The organism is Duganella qianjiadongensis (assembly GCF_009857915.1).
GTDB classification, from domain to species: Bacteria; Pseudomonadota; Gammaproteobacteria; order Burkholderiales; family Burkholderiaceae_D; genus Rugamonas; species Rugamonas qianjiadongensis.
Genome location: NZ_WWCM01000006.1, coordinates 163,220 through 178,587, shown reverse-complemented (window position 1 = coordinate 178,587; position 15,368 = coordinate 163,220). Strand labels below are relative to the sequence as shown.

12 protein-coding genes are annotated in these 15,368 nt (G+C 62.6%); 2 read left to right on the top strand and 10 right to left on the bottom strand.

Annotated features, from left to right (window positions below; all coding sequences use genetic code 11):
* Positions 1-14 precede the first annotated feature (14 nt).
* The 7 genes from GTP27_RS10850 to wrbA all read right to left on the bottom strand — a co-directional run bounded on the left by GTP27_RS10850 (position 15) and on the right by wrbA (position 8,642).
* On the bottom strand, positions 15-1,853 hold the full coding sequence (locus GTP27_RS10850; RefSeq protein WP_161039196.1) for an ABC transporter transmembrane domain-containing protein: 1,839 nt from the start codon (positions 1,851-1,853) through the stop codon (positions 15-17).
* 128 nt (positions 1,854-1,981) lie between these two features.
* On the bottom strand, positions 1,982-3,100 hold the full coding sequence (locus tag GTP27_RS10845; RefSeq protein ID WP_161039195.1) for a lipocalin-like domain-containing protein: 1,119 nt from the start codon (positions 3,098-3,100) through the stop codon (positions 1,982-1,984).
* Positions 3,100-5,658, bottom strand: a complete 2,559-nt coding sequence (locus tag GTP27_RS10840; protein WP_161039292.1) for an FtsX-like permease family protein — start codon at positions 5,656-5,658, stop codon at positions 3,100-3,102. The genes GTP27_RS10845 and GTP27_RS10840 overlap by 1 nt, the downstream gene beginning before the upstream one ends.
* Positions 5,659-5,714: 56 nt before the next feature.
* Positions 5,715-6,167: a DUF4124 domain-containing protein gene (locus GTP27_RS10835; protein ID WP_161039194.1), complete on the bottom strand. Its 453-nt coding sequence runs from the start codon at positions 6,165-6,167 to the stop codon at positions 5,715-5,717.
* A gap of 11 nt (positions 6,168-6,178) precedes the next feature.
* Positions 6,179-7,585, bottom strand: coding sequence for an FAD-binding oxidoreductase (locus tag GTP27_RS10830; RefSeq protein ID WP_161039193.1), 1,407 nt, complete (start codon positions 7,583-7,585; stop codon positions 6,179-6,181).
* Complete coding sequence (locus GTP27_RS10825) at positions 7,582-7,989, bottom strand: DUF2069 domain-containing protein (protein ID WP_161039192.1); 408 nt, start codon at positions 7,987-7,989, stop codon at positions 7,582-7,584. Before GTP27_RS10825 ends, GTP27_RS10830 begins: the two co-directional genes overlap by 4 nt.
* Positions 7,990-8,030: 41 nt before the next feature.
* On the bottom strand, positions 8,031-8,642 hold the full coding sequence (gene wrbA, locus GTP27_RS10820; protein ID WP_161039191.1) for an NAD(P)H:quinone oxidoreductase: 612 nt from the start codon (positions 8,640-8,642) through the stop codon (positions 8,031-8,033).
* A 66-nt stretch (positions 8,643-8,708) separates the two neighbouring features.
* Here wrbA and GTP27_RS10815 point away from each other — a divergent pair, with 66 nt between their 5' ends.
* Positions 8,709-10,085: a YihY family inner membrane protein gene (locus GTP27_RS10815; RefSeq protein ID WP_161039190.1), complete on the top strand. Its 1,377-nt coding sequence runs from the start codon at positions 8,709-8,711 to the stop codon at positions 10,083-10,085.
* 129 nt (positions 10,086-10,214) lie between these two features.
* Here GTP27_RS10815 and GTP27_RS10810 read toward each other — a convergent pair whose 3' ends face one another.
* Both GTP27_RS10810 and GTP27_RS10805 read right to left on the bottom strand, forming a co-directional pair.
* On the bottom strand, positions 10,215-11,012 hold the full coding sequence (locus GTP27_RS10810) for an alpha/beta fold hydrolase (RefSeq protein ID WP_161039189.1): 798 nt from the start codon (positions 11,010-11,012) through the stop codon (positions 10,215-10,217).
* A gap of 1 nt (position 11,013) precedes the next feature.
* The gene (locus GTP27_RS10805) at positions 11,014-12,324 is read right to left on the bottom strand and encodes an O-acetylhomoserine aminocarboxypropyltransferase (protein ID WP_161039188.1); all 1,311 of its coding nucleotides are present in this window, start codon (positions 12,322-12,324) and stop codon (positions 11,014-11,016) included.
* A 190-nt stretch (positions 12,325-12,514) separates the two neighbouring features.
* Here GTP27_RS10805 and GTP27_RS10800 point away from each other — a divergent pair, with 190 nt between their 5' ends.
* A complete protein-coding gene (locus GTP27_RS10800) occupies positions 12,515-12,973 on the top strand; it encodes a CBS domain-containing protein (protein ID WP_161039187.1) in 459 nt (152 codons plus the stop codon).
* A 101-nt stretch (positions 12,974-13,074) separates the two neighbouring features.
* Here the strand turns inward: GTP27_RS10800 and GTP27_RS10795 are convergent, their stop codons facing one another.
* A complete protein-coding gene (locus tag GTP27_RS10795) occupies positions 13,075-15,336 on the bottom strand; it encodes an EAL domain-containing response regulator (protein ID WP_161039186.1) in 2,262 nt (753 codons plus the stop codon).
* Positions 15,337-15,368 lie beyond the last annotated feature (32 nt).

Sequence of the window (15,368 nt, the reverse complement as noted above, 5' to 3'; positions counted from 1 at the left end):
TGGCTTACGGCCGCCTAGTGGCCAGCCTGAACATGATGGAACTGCAGCGCCGCCAGATTGGCGTAGATGCCGCCCAGTTCTACCAGCGATTTATGCGTGCCGGTTTCCACTACGCGACCATCTTCCATGACGATGATGCGGTCGGCGCGCTGCACTGTAGCCAGACGGTGGGCGATGATGACCGTGGTACGACCGACCATGGCCGCTTCCAGCGCTGTTTGCACCAGACGTTCCGATTCGGCGTCGAGCGCGCTGGTGGCTTCGTCCAGCAGCAGCAGCGGAGGATTTTTCAGCAGGGCGCGGGCAATGGCGATACGCTGACGCTGGCCGCCGGACAGGCGCACGCCACGCTCGCCGAGGAAGGACTGGTAGCCTTGCGGCAGGCGCTCGATGAATTCATGTGCAGCAGCGAGCTTGGCGGCGGCGATGACTTCCTCGTCGCTGGCATCGGCGCGGCCGTAGCGGATGTTTTCCATCGCGTCGGCCGAGAAGATCACGGTATCCTGCGGTACGATACCGATGGCGCCGCGCAGGGTGTGCAGGTCGAGGCGGGTAATGTCCACGCCATCGAGCTTGATGCTGCCCGATTGCGGATCGTAGAAACGCAGGAATAGCTGGAACAGCGTCGTTTTACCGGCACCGGAAGGCCCCACCACGGCCACCGTTTCACCCGGTTTGATATCGAGCGTCAGGTGCTGCAGCGCGGCCGTATCAGGGCGCGACGGGTAGCTGAATCCTACGTCCTGCAGGCTCAGGGCGGCACCGGAATCCGCACGCGGCGGCAGAGGCAGCGGCTGGGCTGGCGATTCGATCTTGGATTTGACGGAAATCAGTTCCAGCAGGCGTTCGGTGGCACCGGCAGCGCGCTGCGCTTCCCCCATCACTTCAGACAGGGCGCCGATGGCGCCGGCGACGATGGAGGCATACAGGATGAACTGGCCCAGATCGCCGCCCGTCATGGTGCCTGCCAGTACGGCGTGTGCGCCCAGCCACAGTACGAAGACGATGGTGCCGAACACCAGCACGATGGCCAGCATGGTCAGGAAGGCGCGCGCGCGTATGCGGCGCATGGCGGTGCCGAAGGCGCTTTCCACCGAAGCGCCGAAGCGGCTGGCTTCCAGCTTTTCGTGGGTGAAGGCCTGCACCGTAGGCATGGCGTTCAGAATCTCACCGGCCATGGCGGAGGCGTCGGCAATCCGGTCCTGCGAATCGCGCGACAGCTTGCGTACGCGCCGGCCGAACATCACGATAGGCAGCACCGTCAGCACCAGCAGGCCGATGATGATGGACGAGAGCTTGATGCTGGTAACGAACAGCATGATTAGGCCGCCGATAAACAGCAGCACGTTACGCAGGGCCATGGAGATGCTGGTGCCCACCACTGCCTGTATCAGCGTGGTGTCGGTGGTGATGCGCGACAGGACCTCGCCGGTCTGGGTGGTTTCGAAAAACTCCGGGCTTTGCGTCACCACATGCTGATAGACGGCACGGCGGATATCGGCAGTGACCCGTTCGCCCAGCCACGAAACGGTGTAGAAACGCGCAGCCGTGGCCAGCGCCAGCAGCGTGGCCAGTCCAAACAGGGCGAGGAACACCAGATCGACGTGCTGTATGCTTTTTGCACCGGCGCCGCCAAAGCCCAGATCGATCATCTGCTTGAAGGCGGCCGGAATGGCCAGCGTCGAGCCGGCGGCAACCACCAGCGCAACCCCGGCCATGGCGAACTGGCGTTTATAGGGCGCGAGGAAGGGGGCCAGACCACGCAAAGTGGCGAGGCTGCCCTTTTTGGCTTCGCGGGTGGTCGATGGTGCGGCGGCTGGTGCGGTGCTGGCTGCGGTGGTGCTAGTGGTCATCGTTGGCTAGTTGTTGATAGTGTTACGGTGTAGACGATGCTGCCGTCTGCTTATTGTCTGCTGGTTGTTTATCTATTGTCTGTCACTAAATTGTCGCGTATCTGACACAGCCTGTTTTGCGGACCTTGTCAGAATTTTATCGCTTGCACATAGCCTGTCATCTCCAGATAAGCATGACCAGCCGGCTTGCCATCCCGCTCCAGCGTCACGGCGCCCTCCCAGTACACGGCGCCGGTGGAGCGGCGCGAATCGAGCTCCTGATCGTCCATCAGGGGCCTGATCTGCCACACGCTGCTGCCGGTAGTGAGCCGCGTCGCCACCGGATATTCGGCACCGGTACGGGGCGAACGCCAGCGCCGCTGCGGCATAAAACTGACCTGCTCAGGCAAAAACTGTGTGATCTTACCGGATGGATCGCGCCATGTCGCGTGCGACCATAGTTTAGCACCGGCCTTGTTGCGAATCTGGAAAGCCATTAGCGCGCCGCCATCGGAAAGATTGGCGCCCACCCAGTCCCAGCCGGCAGCGTCGTCGCTCAGTACCTGGCTAGACCACTCGTGATCTAGCCAGCTGCTGCCAGTGACCGCCACCCGCTGTCCGCCACGGGTGAGGTGGCCGGTGGTGCGTAGTTGCGGCTCGCTGTAGTAGTAGCTGGCCGACAGGGGATCGGCGCCCTTGCGCGAATAGCCGCCTTCACCTTGCAGCAGGCGCGGCTGGGTAGGCGCAAGCGTGAGATCGAGCTGGAAGCTGGCCGCGTTGAGCTGTACGCGGTAGCTGCCGTCGGACTGGCGCTGCATGGTCCAGTCATCAAGTTTGATATTGGTATTACCCTGTTTGACGTAAGACAGGCCAAAGCCTTCGCGACCGTTACGCTGGTCATGCAGCAGCTGGCCACGCGCGGGATCGGCAATCGCCGCATGGCCGATGATGATCTGTTTAGGCGCGAACTGGCTAGGGTTGGCGCGGTCGTGGGTGGTGGCACTGCGGAAGAAAGTCACCTGAAAGCCCAGCGGCTTGCCGTCCGGAGTATTGAGCCAGCCGGTGGCATACCACCATTCCGTCTTGTAGTCGGGGTGTGCGCCGCTATCGGCAGGGAAGCTCAGGGCCGTGCCAGCGTTAAGTGGCAGTACGGGCGAGAATACGGGCGCTGCGGCCTGCGCTGTGTAGCACGGAGCGATCAGTGCCAGCAGCGCAATCAGGGTTGTTGCTGCCGGCTTGCGCGCCAGCAGTCTGCGTAGTGCTTGCATCACCAGTCCTCCCTGACGGCGCGTATCGGTCCGCCGGACAATGCCTGTCGTCCGGCGAATAGGGCGGTCAGCGCCGCAGCGCCGAGCAGCAGTGTTGCCACGCCGCCGATGAGCGGCCATGGCATATGCAGCTGCATGGTCCAGTGGAAGGACTGCGGATTCACCACGAAAACCAGTATCAGGCTGATGAACCAGCCCAGTACCAAGCCTGTGACGATGCCCAGGCCCGTGAGCGAACCGCCTTCGATGGCGAGGATGGCCAGAATCTGCCGCCGCGTCAGGCCCACATGGCGCAGCATACCGAACTCGCGCGCGCGTGCCAGCGTTTGCGCCGAGAAGGTGGCGGCCACACCGAACAGGCCAATGACGATGGCGATAGCTTCCAGCAGGTAGGTAATGGCAAAGCTGCGGTCGAAAATGGTCATGCTCATGGCGCGGATATCGGAAGGGAGGCTGACATCGAGTGCGGCGGCAAACGGCAGGCGTTTCAAGGCTGCCTCGGTATCGGCGGCTCTGGCGCCGGCGCGCAGCCACAGCGCTGCATTGCTGGCATCCTGATCGCCGGTCAGCTTGCGGTAGTCTTCCAGCCGTATCTGGATGGTGCCGGTCGGGCGGGCGTAGTCGCGCCAGATGCCGCCTACCGTGAAAGCATGGCGCTGTCCGTTCAGCGGCAGTTCGATGCGTTGGCCCACTTTCATGCCGTACAGGTCTACCATCGCCTCGGAGACCCAGGCTGGCGGCGCTGCATCGGCGGCGGGTACCGCGATGTCGCCTACCATCGCCAGCGAACGTTCGGGCCGGGCCGCATCAACATGGCGCGCCATCAGGGCCACTGCCGGACGGGCCGGATCGAGCGAGACGGCCGTCACGCGCAGGAAATCAGCCATCTCCACGCCCGGCAGGGCGGCCAGAGCCTGCTGTTCTGCCGGATGCAGGCCTGCCGTATTGCCTGCGCTTGTGCTGCTGATATACAGGTCGGCGGGCAGGATGTGGCGTAGCCAGTCGTCGAGCGAAACGCGGAAGCTGGCCACCATGATGGCCATGGCGACCATCAGGCTGAAACTCGATAGCACGCCGCCCAGCGCAATGCCTGCCTGACTGGACGCATTGGCCAGCCTTGCCAGTGTCAGGGTGAGGATGGCAGGTGCGCCGGCTTTTCCGGCCTGAGCGCGTTCCCAGCGCTGGTGGGCGCGGCGGAAGGTGAATGCGGCCAGCCGCGGCATCAGAGCGATGGTGCCTATCAGGAGCAGTGCTATCGACAGGTAGCCGAATAGAGGCAGTTCAAACACCGGCGGCGCCTGCGACAGCACGGCCGCCAGCGCGATACAGAGCAGCGCAGGCCAAGGACGGGCAAGTCCGGCCAGTGCCGCTTCCTCCGTTCCCGCTTTGAGTGCCACGGCAGGTCTGGCGCGCGCTGCGTCGAAAGCTGGTGCCGCGCAGCCAAGGATGGCGACGGCCACACCCAGCGCAAAGTAGATGCCGGCAGCTACGGGCGCAAAATGGATCTGCGGTTGCACACCGGCGAACAGTCCGGCACCCAGATCGCCGCCCATGAAGTGCAGTGCGGTGGCGGCTAATCCGTAACCGCCCGCGATGCCACAGGCTGCGCCGACGACGCCTAAGCTGAGGCCCTCCAGCAGGATTTGCGCGATCAGGTGGCGCCGTTCCATGCCCAGCACGCGCAGCAGTGCAAACTGGCTGCGCCGCCGGATGACGGAAAGCGCCTGTGTCGAGAACACCAGAAACGCGCCGGTGAACAGTGCGACCAGTGCCAGCACGGTGAGGTTGACGCGATAGGCCCGGCTCATGCCCTCGTTGCGGCTGTCCTGATCTGCGTCGTTGGGCTGGCTGACGCGGAAGCGACCGGGCTGCGCCTGATCCAGCTCCTGCTGCAGCAGTGTTTTGAAGGCTGTGCTATCGACACCGGCACGCAATTTCAAATCGATGCGCGACAGCTTGCCCAGCCGGTTGAAACGCCACTGGGCGGCGCCTATGTCCATCACGGCGATGCGCTGGCCGGCTCGTGCTTGCGGCAGGCTGCCTGCCACACGCAGAGCCAGCTGCTGCATGCCTAGCTGTATGGTCAGCGGCTGACCCGCGCCCGTCTGTAGCCATTTTCCGGCAGCAGGCGAAAGAAAGATGGCATCGTCGGCCAGTGCGTCCATCATGCCGCCGCTGGACGATATGCCGATCAGATCAGGCGTCAGGAATCCTGCACGCAAGGCATCGTTGCCGACGATTTTCAGGGCGCTGCGCTGATGTGGGATGGAAGCCTCGATTTCCAGCACCGGCGAAGCGATGGCCACGCCGCTGCGCTGCGCGATCTTCGGGTAGATAGCTTCGTCGAACAATGGTTCGGTTGCCCGCACCTGTATGTCGGCGATGCCCGACAGGCCTTTGATGGCAGAAGAGAATTCGTTGAATGCGGCGGCATTCATCAGGTGGATGGCAAATCCTAGTGCAATGCCCACAGCAATGGCGGCAATGGCCACCAGCGCACGCAGCGGGTGCGCACGCCATTCGCCCAGCAGCAGGGTAAGGGTAAGGCGCCAGCGCATCGCGTCATGGGTGGTGCTGGTGCTGCTAGCGGGTGCTTGCACGGATGCCTGCGTACTCATTTATCGGGACACTCCAGTGCCAGAGACTGCCCGGCGCGGCGAGCCTTGAGCTGGGCAGCTTCGCGCTGCGCGACGGGGGCACGGCCCGCATCCTCCGCCGCCCAGCGCTGGGCCAGTTGCAGGCGCTGGCACTTCTGGCGTTGCAGCCGCGCTGCATGTGTGGCGCGCTGGTCTTCGCGCTCTTCCTGTGCACTACGTTGTTCGCGCTGCTGGCGCATTTTCTCGGCCAGTGCCGCCTGCCGCGCCAGATCGGCCGCACTGGCGGCATCGGGTGCAGGGGCGGGCGCAACTGCCAGCTCGGCGCTCTGCGCGCCCTGCGGGCAGGGCTGGTCGGTGTAGCTGACTTTGCCGTCCTTGGTACAGCGCAGTACGGTTTGCGGCGCCTGCTGGGCATAGGCGCTGCAGGCGATCAGGCTGCACAGCGCTGCAGCGAGATAGGGCAGTTGCATGAGGCTCCCGTTCACAGAATTTTACCGGGATTCATAATGCCTTGCGGGTCAAGGGCGGCTTTGATGGAGCGCATCAGGGCCAGCTCTAGCGGTGACTTGTAGCGCGCCAGTTCGTCCTTTTTGAGCGCGCCTATACCGTGTTCGGCAGAGATGGAGCCGCCGTAGCGGTCCACGCTGTCATGCACTAGCCGGTTCACGGCGGCCTGATTGGCGAGGAAAGCGTCGTGGCCCACGCCTTCTGGCGGCGCCACGTTGAAGTGCAGATTGCCGTCGCCCAGGTGGCCGAAGCAGACTAGCTGACAGTCCGGAAATGCCTGATTGAGCAGCGGCGCGGTGGTGGCAATAAATTCAGGGATGCTGGATACGGGCAGCGAAATATCGTGCTTGATGTTCTTGCCTGCCTTGGCCTGTGCCAGCGGTATATGTTCGCGCAACTGCCACAGCCCCAGCGACTGGGCTACGGAACTGGCCACCACGGCGTCTGCGATGATGGCATCGTCGAGCGCTGCGCCTATTGCCCGTTCCAGCAGGTTCACGGCATGCTGCTCCGACTCATTGCTGGACAGCTCCAGCAGTACGTACTGGGCGTGCCTGGCGGCGAACGGCTGTGGCAAGGCAGGGAACTGCTGCGCTACCAGTTCCAGACAGACGCGCGACATCAGTTCGAAGCCGGTCAGGCTGGCACCGCAATGGTCCTGCATCAGCTTGAGCAGCTTCAGCGCCTGCTCGGGCGTCCCCATGGCGGCTAGCGCCGTGATGCTGGCTTGCGGCTGCGGATACAGCTTGAGCACTGCGCCGGTGATGATGCCCAGCGTACCTTCGGCACCGATGAACAGGTCGCGCAGGTCGTAACCCGTATTATCCTTGCGCAGCCCGCGCAGGCCATCCCAGATATCGCCCTGGGCCGTCACCACTTCCAGTCCGAGACACAGTTCGCGCGTATTGCCGTAGCGGAGAACGGCGGTACCACCGGCGTTGCTGGACAGGTTGCCGCCTATGGTGCAACTGCCTTCCGAGGCCAGCGAAAGGGGGAACAGGCAGCCTTCAGCCGCTGCCGCCTGCTGGATCTGCGCCAGTATGCAGCCTGCATCTACTGTCATGGTGCGGTTGGCTACATCGATGTTGCGTATGCTATTGAGCCGGCCCAGCGAGAGCACCACTGCCAGACCCGAACTATCGGGCACGCTGCCCAGCACCAGACCCGTATTGCCGCCTTGCGGAACTATCGGCACCTGATGGGCGGCACAGGCTTTGACTACCGCCGCAAGCTGTTCGACGCTGGCGGGGCGCAGTACGGCCAGCGCCTTGCCGCAGAAACGTCCGCGCCAGTCATTCAGGTAGGGCGCCATGTCCTGCGGCGCTTCCAGCACATAGGTGGCGCCTAGCAGCGCCCGGCACTGTTCCAGAAACTCGCTCATGGAACGGTATTTTCCTTGACCTTGGCCAGCAGTTCCCTGGCCATCTGCTTGGCCGCCTTTTTATACGGGCGCACATACATGATGGCGCAAACAAAGTAGACCACGACGATCATGGCTTCGCCCCAGCCCAGCCATGCAGACAGCTGGCCGCGGTCGCTCCAGCAGCGTACTACGCCTTCGGTGAAATACAGCAGGATCATCATCGACGTCCACTGCAGCGTGTAGACGTCGCGTTTCCACACCCCCACCAGCGGCAGCAGCAATGGCGCGGCTTTGAGCGCCAGCCAGGAACCGCCGGGCTTGAGCGGCGCCAGCGCCAGCTCCCACGCCAGACACCAGAAAATCAGCGTGACGAGGCTGCCTATGGCACCCAGATGGAAGAATTTCTGCAGTCGGCTTTCCATACACGGCTTCCTTGATGTGGCTTATGGTGGCTTATTGTGGCCTATTGCGGCGCGTTCAGCTTGACGGCGGTTTCGGCCAGACGCCGTCCCAGTGCGATCGCCAGCTTCTTTTCATCGTCGGTGAAGGGTTTTTTACCATCCAGCCCGGCCCAGTGGCTGGCACCATACGGGGTACCGCCGCTAGCGGTGGTCATCAGCTCGGGATGGGTGTAGGGCAGGCCCAGCACCATCAGGCCGTGATGGAATAGCGGGATCATCATCGATAGCAGGGTGGATTCCTGCCCGCCATGCAGGCTGCCGGTGGAGGTGAACACACAGGCGGGTTTGCCGGCCAGCGCACCGGATAGCCACTGGCTGGCAGTGCCATCCCAGAAGTACTTCATGGCGGCGGCCATATTGCCGAAACGGGTAGGCGAGCCGACGGCTATGCCGGCGCACTCCTGCAGATCCTCCGCTTCCACGTAAGGCGCACCTTCTGCCGGCAGGTCGGCCTCGGTGGCTTCGGCTACGCTGGATACGGCAGGAACCGTGCGCAGACGGGCGTCGCAGCCCGGTACACTTTCGATTCCCTGCGCGATCAGCTCGGCCAGTTTGCGGGTGGCACCGTGGCGCGAGTAAAACAATACGAGAATAATCAGATTAGCTTGGTTCATCGGCGGTATTATAGGGCGCTTTGGCGGATAGGAACGCGTGTTCCCCGTGGATTTTGGTTTTTATACATGTCTGAAAAAATAATACGTCCTGTTTTCCAGTATTTGTCGCGTACCTGCCTGTCCGGCATAGACACTGTGCGGTCGCTGTCGTGGTCGGAAGTGCACGATCTGTGGATGTTCGCCCGCCGCCGCCTGCGTGAAGAGAGTGTGCCGCAAGTGGCCGGCAGCCTGACGTTCACCACCGTGTTTGCGCTGGTGCCCGTGCTGACCATTGCGCTGGCGATCTTCACCACCTTCCCTATGTTTAATACCTTCCGCGCCTCGCTGGACGCGTATTTTGTCCAGAGTGTGATGCCGAAGTCGATTTCTAGCACCATACTCAATTATCTGACCATGTTCGCCTCCAAAGCCACGCGCCTGTCGGCGGTCGGTGCGGTGGCGCTGATTTTGACGTCGGTGGCCATGATGGGGCAGATAGAACGGGTATTTAACCGCATCTGGCGCGTGCGTGCCGAACGGCGCTGGGCCAAGCGCATACTGGTCTACTGGGCGCTGATTACGCTGGGCCCTTTGCTGATCGGTGTCTCGCTGACGCTGTCGTCGCATGTGTTCATGGCCACCAGCGATCTGATCGGCGATATCCCCGTGATCGGTGCGCTGATCTATGCCTTGCTGTCGCTGGCGCTGTCGACGATTACCTTTACGCTGCTGTACATTGCCGTGCCTAACCGTGACGTGGACTGGCAGGATGCGGCCTGGGGCGGGCTGGTGGCCGGTGTCGCCTTCGAGGTGGCCAAGCGCGGGTTTGCTGTCTTCATTACCCAGTTCCCGGCCTATTCCAAGATTTATGGCGCACTGGCCGCTTTGCCGCTGTTCCTGCTGTGGGTGTATGTGTCGTGGATGATTACCCTGTTTGGCGCCTTGCTGGTGGCGGCGCTGCCCGTGGTCAAATACGAGCGCTGGTGGCACGAGGCCCAGCCGGGCGGCGAGTTTGTCGATGCCATGGCTATCCTGCGCGTGCTCTACGTTGCCTCGGTCTGCGGCGACACGGCGCTGGTGAGTTCGGGGGCGATCCGCACCCGTACCCGGCTCGGCTTCGACGAAATGGACAGTCTGCTGGAAAAAATGGTGGGCGAAGGCTGGGTAGGCCGCGTCAAGATCGATGCTCCGGCGCGTGTGCAGTGGGGCAAGCGGGTGAGCGATGGCGGCGATCACTGGGTACTGCTGGCGAACGTCAACAAGCTGACGCTGGCCGAGGTGTACCGCCTGTTTGTGTTCGCGGGCATGTCGATCAATGCCGGTGTGCTCAGTGATAGCGACGACGAGCGCGATATCCAGGCAGCACGCGATGCTGCTGCGCTGGCGCGGGTGGTGGAAACGGCAGTCGAAGCAGGTCTGGGCAAGACGCTGGGCGAGCATTTCGGCCCTATAGACGCCCGTTAAGTCGCCGCGACGCCGTGGCGCAAGTATAGGGCGCAAGTACAGGGCGCAACTACAGGGCGCAACTACAGGGGGCAACTACAGGGCGCTAGCAACAGATCGCCGCACCCCGTACTGGTAGCGTACCTTGCTTCAGGTGCGCACGAAGGCCAGCAGGTGATCGAGCACTGCGTCCGGTTGCTCGCTCATCAGCGAATGTCCGCTGTCGACCGTTACTGTTTTTGCATGCGGGATGCAGCTGGCCAGCAGCCGCGCCGACTTCGGCGGTGTCATCATGTCGCGCGCGCCGCACAGCAGCAGGGTAGGGCATTGCACTGCCTGCGCCGCTACCTCGCCGTTGGCATACTCGTTACAGGCCGTGAAGTCGGTGAAGAACAGCCGCTGCGGATTGATGGCCGACATGCGCTGCATCAAGCGCTGCGCCACGCCCGTGGTGTTCATGCCGGGAAGCGCAGAGCGCTCCGTCAGGCTGGCGTGCGACCAGATGTTCACCATATCGATGGCATTTGCTTCATCGTTGCGGGCCGTTTCCAGTAGCGCTGGCGAGACCTTCATGGGGTAGGTGCTGCCCAGCAGCGCCAGACGGGAGACGCGCGCTGCGGCCTGATAGCTGGTTTCCAGTGCGACCAGCGAACCCATACTGTGTCCACAGAGGGTGGCCTGCGGTATGCCTGCTGCGTCCAGAAGGGCCAGCAGCCATTGCGCCATGGCGGGTACGGATGCCAGTGCGGCTCCGCCACTACGGCCATGGCCGGGCAGATCGACTGCCAGCACGGCATAGCCATGGTGGGCAAAATGGCGGCTTTGCAGCGCCCATACGCTGTGATCGTTCTGGGCGCCGTGGATGAAGACGATGGCAGGCTGGCTGGTGTCGAGTTGTTTGCCGCCCGTGTAGCAGTAGGCCGGTTGTCCCTGTACGGTGAGCAGCATGTCAGCCTCCTTTCTGCGACAGTTTCAGGGCGCGGGCCAGATCTTCGATCAGGTCATCGGCGTCCTCCAGTCCCACCGAGAGGCGCATGGTGCCTGCGCCGATGCCGGCCTGCGCGAGCTGTTCGGCCGGAACGCGGAAGTGGGTAGTCGAGGCGGGATGGATCGCCAGTGATTTGGCATCGCCCACGTTGGCCAGATGGGAGAACAGCTGCAGGCTGTCGATAAAGCGCTGGCCGGCCGCAAGGCCGCCCTTGAGGTCGAAGGTCAGCACGGCGCCGCAGCCCTTAGGCAGCAGGCGCTGCGCCAGCGCGTAGTCCGGATGCCCTGGCAATTCCGGGTAGGCGACTTTTTCCACCGCGTCGTGCGCCAGCAGGAACTCGACCACTTTGCGGGTGTTGGCGACATGCCGGTCCATGCGCAGGCCCAGCGTTTCTATGCCCTGCAGGATGGCGAAAGCATTGTGCGGGCTCATCACCGCGCCGAAGTCGCGCAGGCCCTCCCGACGGGCGCGCAGGGCAAATGGGGCGACGGTCGATTCCTCGGCAAATACCATGTCGTGGAAGCCCTCGTAGGGCTCGCACAGCTCGGGGAAGCGGCCGGAGGCCTGATGCGCGGCATGCCAGTCGAAAGTACCGCCATCGACCAGCAGGCCGCCTATGGCCGTGCCGTGACCGCAAAGGAATTTGGTGGCCGAATGGAAGATCAGATCGGCACCATGGTCGAGCGGTTTGAGCAGATAGGGCGTGGTGAAGGTGGCATCGACCATCAGCGGCAGATGGTGGCTATGTGCCAGTTCGGCGATGGCGGGAAGGTTGAGCACATCCAGTCCCGGATTGCCCAGCGTCTCGCCGAACAGCACGCGGGTGTTAGGCCGGATGGCGGCACGCCATGCGTCGAGGTCGCGCGGATCAACGAATGTGGTGTCGATGCCGAAGCGTTTGAGCGTGTAGGCCAGCAGGTTGTGCGAGCCGCCATACAGGGCGCGCGAGGCGACGATGTGCGCACCGGCGCCGGCGATGGTGGCCAGCCCCAGATGCATGGCCGCCTGCCCGCTGGCCGTGGCGATACCGGCCACGCCGCCTTCCAGTGCGGCGATGCGCTCCTCCAGCACGGCATTGGTGGGGTTGGAAATGCGGCTATACACATGGCCGGCGCGTTCCATATTGAACAGCGCAGCGGCGTGCTCGGCATCCTTGAATGCAAACGACGAAGTGAAATACAGCGGGGTTGCGCGTGCGCCGGTGGCGGGGTCGGGCGCAGCGCCGGCATGCAGGGCCAGCGTGTCAAAGCCGGGGTAGTGAGGGCCGCTCATGTTGTCTCGTAGGAGTTGTTAGTATGGTCGGCATCGTACTCCGAATTACGCAGGGACGACAGCACTGCAACAATGTTGGGAATTGATTATCTGGAGCGCTGGATTTTTTGCTGGGCATAGGCTACATTCCCTATACGGCGGATATAACCATAACGCTTAACTCATCCCCATAGTTGATAGGACGGCCCCCATGAAAGTCTCGGAAATTCTTCAGGTTAAAGGCAGCATTCTCTACACCATCAACCCTGACCAGCAACTGTCCGAAGCAGCCAGCATCATGGCGGAAAAAGACATCGGTTCGCTGGTGGTGATGGAGTTTGGCGATCTGGCTGGCATGCTGACCTTCCGCGAGGTGCTGCGTGCGCTGCATGAGAACGGCGGCGCGGTGGGTAGCGGCACCGTGCGCAAGCATATGGACGATCACCCGATCACCGTGACGCCCGATACGGAAGTGAACGAAGTGCGCCGCATCATGCTGGAAAAACACGCGCGCTATCTGCCCGTCATGAACGCTAAAACCATCCTAGGCGTGATCTCGTTCTACGATGTGGCGCGTGCCGTGCTGGAAGCGCAGAGCTTCGAGAACCGCATGCTGAAAGCCTATATCCGCGACTGGCCGGGCGAAACGGCCGAACACGCTGCTGACTAAGCCCAGCCGTCACTGCGCAGACTGCGCGAGAACAAGAAGCCATGCATAGCATGGCTTTTTTACTGGCGGACGGTTCCCGCCGAACGGGCAACAGCATCGCCTCAGGCTGCGCCCTGCAAGGCCTCGTTGCTGAGCCAGCCGTTCAGGGCGTCGGCCGTCATGGGGCGGGCAAACAGGAAGCCCTGCGCTAGCGGGCAGCCCAGCGCATGCAGTATCTGCGCCTGACGCTCGTCTTCAACGCCCTCGGCAATCACGGCCAGACCCAGATTGCGGCCCAGTTGCACCACCATCTCGGCAATGCTGCTGCCGCGCGCCGAACCGGTAATTTCCGTCACGAAGGCACGGTCTATCTTGAGCCGGTCGATCTGCAGGCGTTGCAGATAGGATAGCGAGGAGAAGCCGGTGCCGAAGTCGTCGATGGCTATGCTGACGCCGGTCTGTTTGATCTGGGCCAGCATCTTGATCAGCAGATCGGGCTCTTCCATGGCCATCGATTCCGTGATTTCCAGTTCGACGAATTGTGGCGGCGCGCCCGTTTCTTCCAGCGCCTTGCGCAGCATTTCGAGGAAATAGGGATGGCGGAACTGCACTTGCGAAACATTGATCGACATCATGAAGTCGCTGTGGCCGGCCTTGTGCAGCGTGACCAGTTCGCGGCAGGCTGTGCGCAGCACCCATTCGCCCAGATCGATAATCAGGCCCGAATATTCGGCGATGGGAATGAAGCGGTCGGGCGAGACGAACTTGCCGTCCGGCGTCTGCCAGCGCAGCAGTGCCTCGGCCCCCTTGGGGCGGCGGGTCTCCAGATCGATCTGCGGCTGATACACCACAAACAGCTCGTTCTGGCCGAACGCCTTGCGTAGCGCGTGCATCATGCGCACCCGTTCGCGGATCTCCACGCCCATCGAGCGGGAGAAATAGTAATGGCCGGAACGCTGCTGGGTTTTGGCGCGTTTCAGCGCAATGTCGGCGTCTTTCAGCACATCGACGCCGCTGCCTTCGTGCTCGCCCAGCCGCACCAGACCCAGTGTGGCCGACAGCTGTACATCCTGCCCGTCGATGCTGAACGGACGCTGGAACAGCATCAGGATATTGGCCGGATTGACTTGCGAGGAGTCGCCCAGCACGCAGAAGATGTCGCCCCCCAGACGGGCCACGGTGAGCGCATCGCCCAGTTCCGTCTGCAGGCGTCCGGCTACGGCCAGCAGCAGCGCGTCACCGAAGCGGTGACCGAGCGCATCATTGGTCTCGGCAAAGTGATCGAGATCAACTAGTGACAGCGTGGTTGCGTCGCGCATGCCGCTGGCCAGCGTGGCGTCGAGTATCTCGATCAGGCGCGTGCGGTTGGGCAGTTTGGACAGCTGGTCATAGAACGCGGCCGTATGCAGGTGGCTGACCAGTTCCACGTTATCGATACCAACGGCAACGTTGGCGCAGAATACTTCCAGCAGGCGCTCATCGATTTCCGTGGGGGCCTTGGTGACATCGAGGAAGGCAACGAAATCGCGGCTGGCTTTGCCGGCGAAGTACAGCGTGACATAGTCGGGACCATAGACATTGCGGCCCTGTGCCAGCGCCAGTTCCATGGCATCGTGGATGCGCTGGTCGGCACCTGCCGTCAGAGTGGTGTGGTCGAACTTGTGGTAGGGGCCGATGGTGGCCATGACCATCAGCTCGCGGCAGCCGTCTTCAGGACATTCGAGCACGCACAGCATGCCGCTGCCTTCCTGTCCCAGCAGTCCGGCGATCTGGCTCAGCACGCCTGCAGCGAAGTTATGCACGCCGTGCAGCGACATCAGCTGGGTGCTGGCATGGACTATCTGGCTCAGACCACGCCGGCTGTCGTTGATCTTGCGGATCTGTTCGTAGGAGCGGATGGCCGAGGTTACCGTAGTGAACAGCTTGATGCGCGTCAATTCCGACTTGGTCTTGTAGTCGTTGATGTCGAAATCGCGGATGGCGTCGATTTCCGGCGCGTAACCGGGCTGACCCGTGCGCAGTATGATGCGCACATCGGCAAGGCCCAGCGTTTCGCGGATATAACGCACCAGATGCAGGCCCGCATCATCCTGCTCCATCACCACGTCCAGCAGGATGACGGCGATTTCTTGTTCGGTTTTGAGTAGCTCACGTGCCTGCGCAGCGGAATAGGCATGAACGAATTCCAGTTGCCGGTGCTGCATGTCGAGGTTGCCCAACGCAAAAGTCGTAGTCGAATGGACGTCTTCGTCATCATCGATAATCATGACCCGCCATACATTGCGCGCACCCGCGGCAACGGGCGTTGCAGGATGCTCTTCTAAGAATACCAGATCGTCTTGATCGTCCTTGACTGGATCAAGTGGTGAGACCGGTGGGGGCATGTGTCGCTTCTCCAGGAATGCTTGGTGTTCTT

Coding starts and splice junctions, on each gene's coding strand:
- GTP27_RS10850 (WP_161039196.1), bottom strand. CDS start 1,853: ATGACCACTAGCACCACCGCAGCCAGCACCGCACCAGCCGCCGCACCA.
- GTP27_RS10845 (WP_161039195.1), bottom strand. CDS start 3,100: ATGCAAGCACTACGCAGACTGCTGGCGCGCAAGCCGGCAGCAACAACC.
- GTP27_RS10840 (WP_161039292.1), bottom strand. CDS start 5,658: ATGCGCTGGCGCCTTACCCTTACCCTGCTGCTGGGCGAATGGCGTGCG.
- GTP27_RS10835 (WP_161039194.1), bottom strand. CDS start 6,167: ATGCAACTGCCCTATCTCGCTGCAGCGCTGTGCAGCCTGATCGCCTGC.
- GTP27_RS10830 (WP_161039193.1), bottom strand. CDS start 7,585: ATGAGCGAGTTTCTGGAACAGTGCCGGGCGCTGCTAGGCGCCACCTAT.
- GTP27_RS10825 (WP_161039192.1), bottom strand. CDS start 7,989: ATGGAAAGCCGACTGCAGAAATTCTTCCATCTGGGTGCCATAGGCAGC.
- wrbA (WP_161039191.1), bottom strand. CDS start 8,642: ATGAACCAAGCTAATCTGATTATTCTCGTATTGTTTTACTCGCGCCAC.
- GTP27_RS10815 (WP_161039190.1), top strand. CDS start 8,709: ATGTCTGAAAAAATAATACGTCCTGTTTTCCAGTATTTGTCGCGTACC.
- GTP27_RS10810 (WP_161039189.1), bottom strand. CDS start 11,012: ATGCTGCTCACCGTACAGGGACAACCGGCCTACTGCTACACGGGCGGC.
- GTP27_RS10805 (WP_161039188.1), bottom strand. CDS start 12,324: ATGAGCGGCCCTCACTACCCCGGCTTTGACACGCTGGCCCTGCATGCC.
- GTP27_RS10800 (WP_161039187.1), top strand. CDS start 12,515: ATGAAAGTCTCGGAAATTCTTCAGGTTAAAGGCAGCATTCTCTACACC.
- GTP27_RS10795 (WP_161039186.1), bottom strand. CDS start 15,336: ATGCCCCCACCGGTCTCACCACTTGATCCAGTCAAGGACGATCAAGAC.